Source organism: Pseudomonas sp. 58 R 12 (genome assembly GCF_900005865.1).
Classification (GTDB): domain Bacteria; phylum Pseudomonadota; class Gammaproteobacteria; order Pseudomonadales; family Pseudomonadaceae; genus Aquipseudomonas; species Aquipseudomonas tritici.
The window spans coordinates 1-11,217 of the sequence record NZ_CVTP01000004.1; the positions used below are offsets into that span (position 1 = coordinate 1).

The window sequence follows — 11,217 nt, forward strand, 5'->3', positions numbered from 1 at the left end:
AACTCAGGCTGAAACCGGATCACTGACCAACAGGCCATATACAGTGAGCGCCTCGCGGCGAACCTGCCGCCGCTGATATGACGCTTGCCTTTGTGCTTGCCGCTATCGTCGTTGTAGGGCGCAGTGCCGCTCAATGCTGCAATCTGATGTCTACCCACCTCGCCTAGCTCCGGAAGATAGGACATCAAGCTGGCCGCTGTAACAAGTCCTATGCCTTTGACTGAGCACAGAAGGGCTACTTTTTTACGATCCAGACGTTCTGTACTTTGGCGGATCAGGCTTTCCAGCTCCTTCAGCACTTTTTGCAAATAGTCGATATGACTCTGCAGCGCAGGCTTGACCACGTCAGAGGAGGCCGTTTTAAGCCGCCGTTTGTCGTCATCTCTTTGCTGAACAAAGTGCTCTCGCTGTTGGACTAGGGCGCGCAAATCATCCTGCTCGGCGCTGGTAACCCGGCTATCGGGCGATTTGATGACCGCTGCGAACTGCGCAAGAAGGCGTGCATCTATCGGATCGGTTTTGGCTTGTTGCCCCATAGCCCGGGCAAAGCTTTTGGCTCGGCAAGGGTTGATCCGTATGACTTCAAAGCCCGCAGCTTGAAGCGCTTTCATGACTTTGCGCTCGTAACCGCCAGTGGCCTCCAGCAACACTCGACCCACGCGATGCAGGGTTAGCCATCCAATTAACCCAGGAAAATCACTCTGCGAATTGGAACAACTCATCGCTACATCCAGTTGATCAACCCGAATCTCGAGGCTACCGCTGGAGACATCAATACCTGCTGGATAGGAAAACATAGCCAAATCCTCTTACACTCAAGGTGAGAGCGCTCTGGCTTGGCCCACGCTTGTAACTGTTCGAGGTGGGCTCGTTCAACTGTTCGGGCTCAATGACCAGAGTGGAGAGGTGAGTGACAGCATGGGCTCCCACACGTGCTTTAAGCACTTCGGGCATTCAGCTTGTCACTCACCGCTCTCACCTTCAGTTTAAGCCTGGTTCAAGACACAAGCGGGCTTGCTCGCGAATGCGGTGGTTCAGTTGGAATATCTTTGACTGATCCTCCGCATTCGCGAGCAAGCCCGCTCCCACATTAGAGCTGTGGTCGCTCCCTAGGCGTGCATCTGCCCGAACTTGCCTGCGTGGAAATCAGCAAACGCCTGATGAATCTCCTGCTCGGTATTCATCACAAACGGCCCATGCCCCACGATCGGCTCGTCGATAGGCTCGCCACTCAGCAGCAAGACCTTGGCGTCGTCGCTGGCCTCCAGGCTGAGCTGGCTGCCAGCGCGCTCGAACAACGCCAATTGCCCTTGACGCGCTACCTCCTCGCCATTGACCAGCACCGTGCCACGCAGAATTACCAGTGCAGTGTTGCGTCCTTCATGCAGGTCCAGGGTGACTGGCTTGGCGGCGTTGAGGCGAACGTCCCACACGTCTATCGGCGTGAAGGTGCGGGCCGGGCCATGGCTGCCGGCGAATTCACCGGCGATCAGGCGCAGTTGCCCGGCGTCGTTGGCCAGTGGCAATACCGGGATGTCGCCGTCGACAATGGTCTGGTAACCGGCGTCGGCCATTTTGTCCTTGGCCGGCAGGTTGACCCACAGTTGCACCATCTCCAGCGCACCGCCGCTGCGGGCGAAGGCTTCGGAGTGGAACTCCTCGTGGAGAATGCCTTTGGCGGCGGTCATCCATTGCACGTCGCCCGGGCCGATTTTGCCGCCGGCGCCGGTGGAATCGCGGTGTTCGACCTCACCGTCGTAGACGATGGTTACGGTTTCAAAACCGCGATGGGGGTGTTGGCCGACGCCGCGACGTTGTTCAGTCGGGGGGAAATCAGCCGGGCCGGCGTGGTCCAGCAACAGGAATGGGCTGATGTGCTTGCCCATGCTGTCGTAGGAAAACAGTGTGCGTACCGGAAAGCCGTCGCCGACCCAATGGGCGCGGGGGCTGGTGTAGATGCCGATAAGTTTTTTCATGGTGTACCTCCAAAGTGCCTACACCATAAGTCTGCCAACGCTTGAAGACTAGCCGGCAAAAGCGACCTTGTTCGTCCTATGTATAGGACAATCCCTTGGCCTGGCGCTGACGCAGCAGGTGAAACGCGACGAATGCCGCCACCGCAAAGCACGCCTGGATAATGATCATCGGCGCGGCACTGCCATCGCGCAATTGGCTCAACAACACACCGCTGCAGGTCGCACCGAACATCTGCGCAAACCCCATCAAGCCAGCAGCCAAACCCGCGCGATGCGCGTTGGGCATAACCCCGCCCGTGACCGAGCCCGGTAATACCAGGCCGCCACCGAGGGTCACCAGGGCAATCGGAATGTCCAGGCCGAGGACCGACAGGCCGAACAGCGCATAGATGACCAGCGCCGACACCCCGCCAATGGCCACCATTGTCACGCCCATCGCCACAATCCGCTGCGGGCCCAGACGCATGATGTTGCGTCGGGTGTAGGTGGAACCCACGATCAGCATCGACACGATCAGGCCGAAATTGATGCCGTATTCAAGGCTGCTGAAGCCCAGCAAGTTGATAAACACCGCGGATGAACCGGCGATCACCGCAAACATGGCGCCATAGGTACACGCCAGGGCCACGGCGAATGCTCGATATTGGCGGCCCTTGAGCAGATCCAGGTATTGCCCGCCGAGGGTGCGCCAGTGGCCGGCCTTGGGATCGAGGTGATGGTTGCTCTCACGGAAGAACAGCAAGGCCAACAGCAACACCACGCTGCCAATCGCCAGCGCCAGGAGGATCGGCGCGTGCCAGCCAAACAATTTAATCAGCAGGCCCCCCACCATCGGGGCCACCACAATGGCGTAGAGCATGCCGATCATGGTCAGCGCCAGGGCCGGGCCGGCTTCGGCCTTCCACACATCACGCACCACCGTGCGCGCCAAAACCAACGCGGCGCAGGCGCCCAGGCCTTGCAGCACGCGGGCGGCGATGAACTGATGAATGTCGTGGACCAGCAACATCGACAAGGTGGCCAGCACATACAGCACGAGGCCGCCGATCAGCACCGGGCGCCGGCCAATGCGGTCCGACAGCGGGCCGAACAGCAGTTGCCCGAGGCCGAAAGCGGCGACAAATGCGGACAGTGACATCAGTGCCGACCCCGTTGGCGCTGCCAATGCCTGTTCGATGGCCCCCAGGCCGGGGATGATCAATTGGGTCGAAACCTCACCCAGTGCCGTCAGGGCCACCAGTAAAAACAACAAGCTGCGCGATGGGACCGGGGCGTTTGTCATGCGAGGCATCCGGGGGGCTGGATTAATTTATATTTCGACCATAATATGAGCGAAAAATTATGTCCATAATTTTTTGCCCTATGGTTACCCCGGAGCCCGCCATGCACCCTCTCCCCCTGCGTCTTCTCACGCCCCTGGCGCTATTGATCACTCTCAGTGGCTGTAACAGCCAGGCCGACACGGCTGCTGAAGTGCCTCAGCCGCGCCCGGTCCTGGCCGCCAAAGTCGAAGCCGCCGGCACCCAGCAAAGCGCCTATACCGGTGTGGTGGCAGCACGTACCGAAAGCGACTTGGGCTTTCGGGTCAGTGGCAAGGTTATCGAGCGCAAGGTCGATCCGGGCCAGCACGTGTCCCGTGGCGATACCCTGCTGGTGCTGGACATCGGTGACTTCGAACTGGCCCTGCGCTCGGCTAAAAACCGCGTCAACGCCGCCCAGGCGCAACTTCGCCAGCGCCGCGACGATGAAAACCGCTACCAGCGCCTGGCCAGTACCGGTGCGGTATCGCGGCAGATCTTCGACCAATCGGCGACCAACCTGCGCGTCGCTGAAGCGGAACTGGCCGCGGCGCAATCCGACGCCAGCCAGATCGAAAACCGCCGCACCTATTCAGTGCTCAAGGCGGATGGCGACGGCATCATCACCGACGTACGAGCGGACCGAGGACAGGTGGTGGTCGAAGGGCAGATCGTCGCGCGGCTGGCCCATGACGGCGCCCGCGAAGCCATCGTCAACCTGCCGGAAAACAGCCGCGCCCAGGCTTCACAGAAAGCCCTGGCCTCTCCCTTCGGCTCCCCGGACCAGGCGGTGACCGCCACCCTGCGCGAACTGTCCGCCAGCGCAGACCCGGTCACCCGCACCTACCGCGCGCGTTATGTACTGCATGGCGCCGTCGACCGGTTTGCGCTCGGCTCCACCATCACCGTGCGCCTGCAAGGCAACGGGCAGGCGCAGCAAACCCGGGTGCCCATCGGCGCGCTGCAGGATTCGGGACAAGGCACTGGCGTATGGCTGATCGGCGCGGATGACAAGGTCAGCTTCGCGCCGGTGAAAGTCGCCAGTCTTGGCCAGGAAGACGCCCTGCTCGACAGCGGCGTGACGCCCGGCCAGATCATCGTCGCCCTCGGCGCGCACCTGCTGCACAGCGGTGACGCGGTGCGCCTGCTGCCTGCGCAAGTGCTGGCCCTCAACCGCAAACAGGACAACTGAGTATGCGCGGCATCAACCTCTCCGAACTGGCGGTCAAACACCGCGCGGTCACGCTGTTTTTGATCATTGCGATCCTTGCGGCCGGGGTCTTCTCGTTCGGCAAGCTGGGACGCGCCGAAGACCCGTTGTTCACGGTCAAGGTGATGACCATCACCGCCGCCTGGCCCGGCGCGACGGCGCAGGAAATGCAGGAACAGGTGGCCGACCGCCTGGAAAAACGCTTGCAGGAACTGGACTACTACGACCGTGTCGAGACCATCGCCCAACCGGGCTTTGTATCGATGCGCATGACCTATAAGGAATCCGCGCGCCCCAGCGACGTCCCGGACCTGTTCTACCAGACCCGCAAAAAGCTCAGCGATGAAGCGGCGCGATTGCCCAACGGCGTGATCGGGCCGTTCTTCAACGACGAATATTCCGATGTGTACTTCGCGTTGTATGCCCTGGAGGCCGAGCATTTGCCGCATCGGCAACAAGTGCAGATGGCCGAAGAACTGCGCCAGGGCTTCCTTAACCTGCCGGGGGTGAAGAAGGTCAATATCCTCGGCGAGCAAGCGCAGCGCGTGTTTGTCGAGTTTTCCTATGAGCGCCTGGCGACCCTGGGCATCAAGCCGGACCAGATCTTTGCCGCCCTCGCCGCGCAGAACGCGGTAGCGCCCTCGGGCTTTGTCGAGACCGCCGGCGCCCGCGCGTATATTCGTATCGACGGGGCTTTCGACAGCCTGTCGCTGATCGAAAACGTACCGCTGGAAGTCAATGGCCGCGTGTTGCGCATCGCCGATGTGGCCACCGTCAGCCGTGGCTATGAAGACCCGCCCAGCTACCGCATTCGCCACCAGGGCGACCCGGCGTTGATGCTCGGCGTGATCATGGAGAAGCACTGGAACGGCCTGGAACTGGACAAAAGCCTTAAGGCCCAGGAGGCCAAAATCCAGGCCGACCTGCCCTTGGGCGTGAATTTCGCCAAAGTCTCGGACCAGGCAAAAAACATCAGCCTGGCAGTCAATGAATTCATGCTGAAATTCTTCGTCGCCCTGGCGGTGGTGATGCTGATCAGTCTGTTGGCACTGGGCTTTCGGGTGGGCCTGGTGGTGGCGGCAGCGGTGCCGCTGACCTTGTCGGTGGTGTTTGTGATCATGCTGCTCACCGGGCGCGAATTCGACCGCATCACCCTGGGCGCACTGATCATTTCCCTGGGTTTGCTGGTGGATGACGCGATCATCGCCATCGAGATGATGGTGGTGAAGCTTGAGGAAGGCTTCGACCGCATTCATGCCGCTACTTTTGCCTGGAGCTCTACGGCCGCACCGATGCTGACCGGGACGTTGGTCACGATTATTGGCTTCCTGCCGGTGGGTTTTGCGCGCTCGGGTGCCGGGGAATATGCCGGCAATATCTTCTGGATCGTCGGCTTTGCGTTGATTTCGTCCTGGTTGGTGGCGGTGGTGTTCACGCCGTATCTGGGCGTAAAGCTGCTGCCGCAGATCAAACCGGTGCCCGGCGGCCACGACGCGATTTACGCCGGACGCTATTACCAGAAACTACGGGGTTTGGTCGAAGCCTGCGTGCGTCAGCGCTGGCTGGTAACCGGATTGGTGGTGGCCGCGTTTGTGCTGTGCGGGCTGGGCATGGGTGTGGTGAAGAAGCAGTTTTTCCCCAACTCCGACCGTTCCGAGCTGATCCTCGAGGTGTACATGCCGCCCGGCAGTGCCTTCAAAAGCACCGAGGCGGTGGCCGCACAGTTGGAAAAAGCGCTGCTGCAAGAGCCGCAAACCACAATGGTAGATACCTATGTCGGCGGCGGTGCGCCACGCTTTTTCCTGTCGCTGAACCCCGAGTTACCCGATCCGGCGTTTGCCAAACTGATCGTTCAGACCCCGGACTCTCATGCCCGCGACGCATTGAAAGTGCGCATGCGCGAGCGAATTGCCGCCGGTGAGTTTCCTTCGGCGCGGGTCCGCGTGACGCAACTGCTGTTCGGCCCGCCCGTCCCGTTCCCGGTGGTGTTCCGTGTTTCAGGTCCGAATCTGGACGTACTGCGCGGCGTGTCCGAAGACGTGCGCAAGGTCGTCGCAGCTAACAAGATGACCAAGGACGCCTTCCTTGATTGGGGCGAGCGCACCAGCGGCTATCGCCTGGTACTGGATCAGGACCGCCTGCGCCTGCTCGGCTTCACCCCCAACGAGGTCAAATCCCAGCTCAATGCCTTGCTCAGCGGCAACCCCATCACCGAAGTGCGCGAAGGCAACCGCACGGTGTCCGTGGTTGCGCGCGCCCAGGGCAGCCAGCGCGAGAACCTCGGCAACCTCAACAACATGACCCTGACCAACAGCGCCGGCACCTCGGTACCGCTGGCCCAGGTCGGGCATTTCCAGGCGGTGATGGAAGAACCGATCCTAAAGCGCCGCGACCGCGCGACCACCGTGGAAGTACGCGCCGACATCATCGACGGCGTGCAACCGCCCGACGTGGAAATGGCCGTCTACAAAGACCTGCAACCGCTGATCGCGAAATTGCCCGCCGGTTACCAGATCGACATCGGCGGCCCGGTCGAAGAAAGCGCCAAGGCCAACGTCGCCCTGGCTGCGCTGTTCCCGATCATGATTTTGCTGACCCTCACGGTGATCATGTTTCAGGTGCGCTCATTCGGCGTGATGTTCATGGTCTTCGCTACCGCGCCGCTGGGATTGATCGGTGCGGTGCCGACCTTGCTGCTGTTCAACCAGCCGTTCGGGTTCAACGCGATCCTGGGTTTGATCGGGATTGGCGGGATCCTGATGCGTAACACGCTGATTTTTACCGACCAGATCCGTCAGAACCAGGACCACGGCATGCCGATTCGCGAGGCGATCATCGAAGCCACGGTGCGCCGCGCCAGGCCGGTGATTTTGACCGCATTGGCGGCGGCGTTGGCGTTTATTCCGCTGACGTTGTCGGTGTTCTGGTCGTCCCTGGCCTTTGTGCTGATTGGCGGAGTGTTGGTGGGGACGGTGTTGACGCTGTTGTTTTTGCCGGCGCTGTGCAGTTTGGTGCTTGGGCGAGAGAAGACGAAAGCTGTCGAAACTTCCCACATAACCGCCGGATAAGCTCTACTCCCCTCCGCAGAAAAGGTCTGCAAAGTCCCTCGCCTGAATACACAGTGCGAGGGATTGCAGATGGACTTTTCTGTTGTTGGAGCTGTTTCTTGAACCCGGCCATTGGCAGGCTGGCCCTGACGCCAATGGATGTGAAGACGGTCGATGTCGAGGCCGTCTTTCTCGATTTCCGTGAATGCCTGAACACGTTTGATGACTGGGCGGAAAGCTTCTGGAGCTTTTCCGCGCTGGATATCGAGCAGGTGTTCAAGGTTGGGGATGAGGTAGCGTTGGTCGCGCCGATCAACCGTTCTCTTTATCCCAGTACCACCACCGCTACCTGCCAGGCCAACGGCACGTTAACCCTGGTGCACATGTTTCAAAGCACGCGATTCGTGCCCATCGGCAACACGCCGGTGATGCTGCAACGCGTCGATCCCAACGGCGGCCCACTGGGCGAGCCTGTTCACAAGACCATCGGCCCGAGCGGCATTCTCGAAATCAACGAGTGTGAGCGTAACCAGCAGTATCGGGTCAGCTTTTACCCCAATGTTTCCAACGATCATGTCCGAGCGCTGTATGCGTCTTATCAATCGGTGATTGATGCGTTGGAAGTTCGCCTGCGCAACGAGTGGAAAAGCACTTTCGAAGCCCAGTGGAAAGACTACACAGACGCCAACCCGCTTGATCAACGCAGGATGCTGGAGAAGGCATTTCTTCAGGGAATGGGTAAGGCGCTTTACAGCCTTTGGGACAATTTCACACAACTGTACGACCTGCTGGCGGATATCCGGGCCAACAGTGAGAAGTGGCTGCAATACGTCTCCCAGACCGAACTTGATGAACTGCTGAAACTAGGCAAAGACACCCTGGCCCGTGGTCTGCTGGTGGTCAGCGATGAGCCTCTGATGTTCATCTACCTGTCGGCGATATCCAGTTGGATACGGATGTTGCCGCCACAAGAAATGAACGAAGTGATGGGCGAAATTACCGGCGAGGTGTTGATCACGCTGCTGCTGGTGAGGGTAGCGGGTGCCATGGGTGTCACCGTGCGCCTGGGTACGCAGGTGTTAGGCCATATCAAGTCCGGCCGGGTACGCAAATGGCTGGAGATGTTGGCTGATCAGCTTGTCGGGCCGCGGTTGGAACAGCATGTTGAAGCGGCCAAGCCGCTGTTACTGGGGGGCGCCGGGACGCCGATCAAGGTGATTCCGGATGTGCCGTTGAAGGCTGGGGATCAGGTGGTTTCCAATCCGGTGCCGATGGTTCGGGACAAGGCCCAGCGGACGGTGTTGGTGCGGCAGGAGCCTGTGAACGATGTGCCTGTTGGTTCGAAAAATCCGGCGGGGGATGCGACGGCTTCTGCGGATAAGACCGCGACCAATGGCTGCCCGGTATCGATGGTTACCGGGGAGGAATTGCTGACGCTGACCGATGGTGCGCTCGATGGGATCTTGCCGTTTGAATGGACCCGGTTGTACCGCACCAGTGCGGTGGAAGTGGATTGCGGGTTGGGGTTTGGCTGGAGTCACTCGCTGGCGCATCGACTTAGTGTTTCTGGTGATTCGGTCGTTTGGACGGATCATGAGAATCGCTCGACTACCCTGCCCTTGCCGTCTGTTTCTCGACCCGCGATCACCAACAGCCTGGCCGAAGCGGCGATCTACCTGGGGTCGTTGCCTGATGAGTTAGTGCTGTCTCAAGGGTCACGTTTCTACCATTTCCGCGACGGTGTGCTGACAGCGATCAGCGATGCATATGACAACCGGCTGCGCATTTTCCGTAACTACCTGGGGCAGATCGAGCGGCTGGATAACGGTGTGGGGCGCTCGTTGTTTTTGCGCTATGCGTCGGGCCGCATTGTCGCGGTCGATTACCAGGTTGAGCGGGCGGTGGATGACGGTCCGTTTGTCTGGGTGACGGAGCAAAACGTTGTTTCCTACGCCTATGACGGTGCCGGGCGGTTAATTTCAGCGACCAATGCTGTAGGTGAAAGTGAGGTTTATCGGTACGACGAACAGCACGTCATTCTTGAGCGCGTACTGGCCGGTGGGGCGAGTTTCTTTTGGGCGTGGGAAAGGTCTGGCAAGGCGGCGCGGTGTGTCCGGCATTGGGCGAGCTTTTCGCAGATGGACACGCGGTATGTCTGGGATGACGACGGGCAGGTCACGGTTCATAACGCCGATGGCAGCCAGGAAGTCTACGTGCATGACCAGCGGGCGCGGCTGGTGCAGCGGGTGGATCCGGATGGTGCTGAGCATTTCAAATCCTACGATAACAAAGGCCGGCTGACGGTTGAGCAGGATCCGCTGGGGGCGGTGACGGCGTATCAGTATGACGAAGCTGGGCGCTTGGTGGCGTTGTTTCCGGGGGATGATGAGCCGACTTCCTACGAGCATGAGAATGGGTTCGTACGGGTTGTAAGGCGGGGTCTGGCGGTTTGGAAATATGAGCGCAATGACCAGGGCGACGTAACGCGCAGGACCGATCCAGACGGTAATTCCACGGACTACAGCTACAACAAACAGGGACAACTGACGCAGGTTTGGTATCCCGATCACAGCTGTCAGCGGCTGGTGTGGAATGAACGCGGACAACTGCTTGAAGAGCTGCTACCGAATGGCGGAATCAAGCGCTATCGCTATGACGACCTTGGGCGGAGAACCACCCAAGAAGATGAGCACGGCGCGCTCACACAATTCGAGTGGAACAACGTTGGGCGATTAGTCCAAATCGTCTTGCCGAGTGGTGACACGCGTAAATATACCTACAACGCTTACGGAAAAATCACCTCCGAACGCGATGAACTGGGGCACGTCACCCGTTACGAATATGCCGACGGCTTGCACCTGATCAGCCGCCGCATCAACGCCGATGGCACCCAGGTCAAATACCGTTACGACAACGTTCGTTTGTTGCTGACCGAGATCGAAAACGAAGTCGGCGAAACCTACCGGTTCCAGTATCACAGCAACGGCCTGATCCAACAAGAAACTGGTTTTGACGGCCAGCGCACCGCTTACGTTTATGACCTGAACGGCAACCTTCAGGAAAAGACCGAACACGGCGACGATGGCAGTCAGCTAGTCACCCGCTACGAGCGCGATCACGCCGGACGACTCGTAAGAAAAACCCTGCCCGACGGCAACATCGTCGATTACGCCTACGACCGCCAGGGCAATCTCCTAAGCGTCGACGACGGCCACTGGGCGCTGGCCTACGAATACGATCCGCAAAACCGCCTTACCGCTGAACACCAAGGCTGGGGCACGTTGCGCTATGGCTATGACGCCTGCGGTCAGCTGAAAAACCTGCGCCTGCCGGATAACAACCGTCTCACCTTCAACCACGATAAAGGCGGCCATCTAGCCACTGTCGACTTGAACGGTGAAACCCTCACCTCGCACCTGTTCAAAGCCGACCAGGAACAGCAACGCCAACAAGGCCAACTGATCAGCCACTACCACTATGACGATCAGCAACGCCTGCACGCCCACGCCGTCACCCAACAGGAACACTACCTTTACCAACGCCAATACGACTACGACAAATCCGGCAACCTCACCCGCCTCCTCGACACCCGCAAAGGCGAACACCACTACCACTACGATCCCCTCGCCCGCCTGACCCGAGCCGATCACTCCCAAGGCGAGCAGGAACGCTTCGGCCACGACCCG

The 11,217-nt window shown here is 59.9% G+C and carries 6 protein-coding genes; 3 read left to right on the top strand and 3 right to left on the bottom strand.

Translation table 11 applies throughout. The annotated features are described in order from the left end of the window. From BFP95_RS01940 to BFP95_RS01950, 3 genes are all read right to left on the bottom strand, one after another. The coding region (locus tag BFP95_RS01940; protein ID WP_065909028.1) for an IS110 family transposase at window positions 1-797 on the bottom strand (797 nt) is incomplete at its 3' end. Between the two features lie 312 nt (window positions 798-1,109). Next, a complete protein-coding gene (locus tag BFP95_RS01945) occupies window positions 1,110-1,976 on the bottom strand; it encodes a pirin family protein (protein WP_065909106.1) in 867 nt (288 codons plus the stop codon). A 76-nt stretch (window positions 1,977-2,052) separates the two neighbouring features. Further along, the gene (locus tag BFP95_RS01950; RefSeq protein ID WP_065873234.1) at window positions 2,053-3,258 is read right to left on the bottom strand and encodes a multidrug effflux MFS transporter; all 1,206 of its coding nucleotides are present in this window, start codon (window positions 3,256-3,258) and stop codon (window positions 2,053-2,055) included. Between the two features lie 101 nt (window positions 3,259-3,359). Here BFP95_RS01950 and BFP95_RS01955 point away from each other — a divergent pair, with 101 nt between their 5' ends. The 3 genes from BFP95_RS01955 to BFP95_RS01965 form a co-directional block, all read left to right on the top strand. After that, a complete protein-coding gene (locus tag BFP95_RS01955) occupies window positions 3,360-4,466 on the top strand; it encodes an efflux RND transporter periplasmic adaptor subunit (RefSeq protein ID WP_065909111.1) in 1,107 nt (368 codons plus the stop codon). A gap of 2 nt (window positions 4,467-4,468) precedes the next feature. After that, window positions 4,469-7,552, top strand: coding sequence for an efflux RND transporter permease subunit (locus BFP95_RS01960; protein ID WP_065873236.1), 3,084 nt, complete (start codon window positions 4,469-4,471; stop codon window positions 7,550-7,552). Window positions 7,553-7,686: 134 nt separating this feature from the next. Next, window positions 7,687-11,217 (top strand): DUF6531 domain-containing protein (locus BFP95_RS01965; RefSeq protein WP_139115286.1); only part of this gene is annotated, 3,531 nt, incomplete at its 3' end.

What these genes read in the sequence shown, in the direction of transcription:
- BFP95_RS01950 (WP_065873234.1), bottom strand. Translation starts at nt 3,258, where the DNA reads ATGACAAACGCCCCGGTCCCATCGCGCAGCTTGTTGTTTTTACTGGTG.
- BFP95_RS01960 (WP_065873236.1), top strand. Translation starts at nt 4,469, where the DNA reads ATGCGCGGCATCAACCTCTCCGAACTGGCGGTCAAACACCGCGCGGTC.
- BFP95_RS01945 (WP_065909106.1), bottom strand. Translation starts at nt 1,976, where the DNA reads ATGAAAAAACTTATCGGCATCTACACCAGCCCCCGCGCCCATTGGGTC.
- BFP95_RS01955 (WP_065909111.1), top strand. Translation starts at nt 3,360, where the DNA reads ATGCACCCTCTCCCCCTGCGTCTTCTCACGCCCCTGGCGCTATTGATC.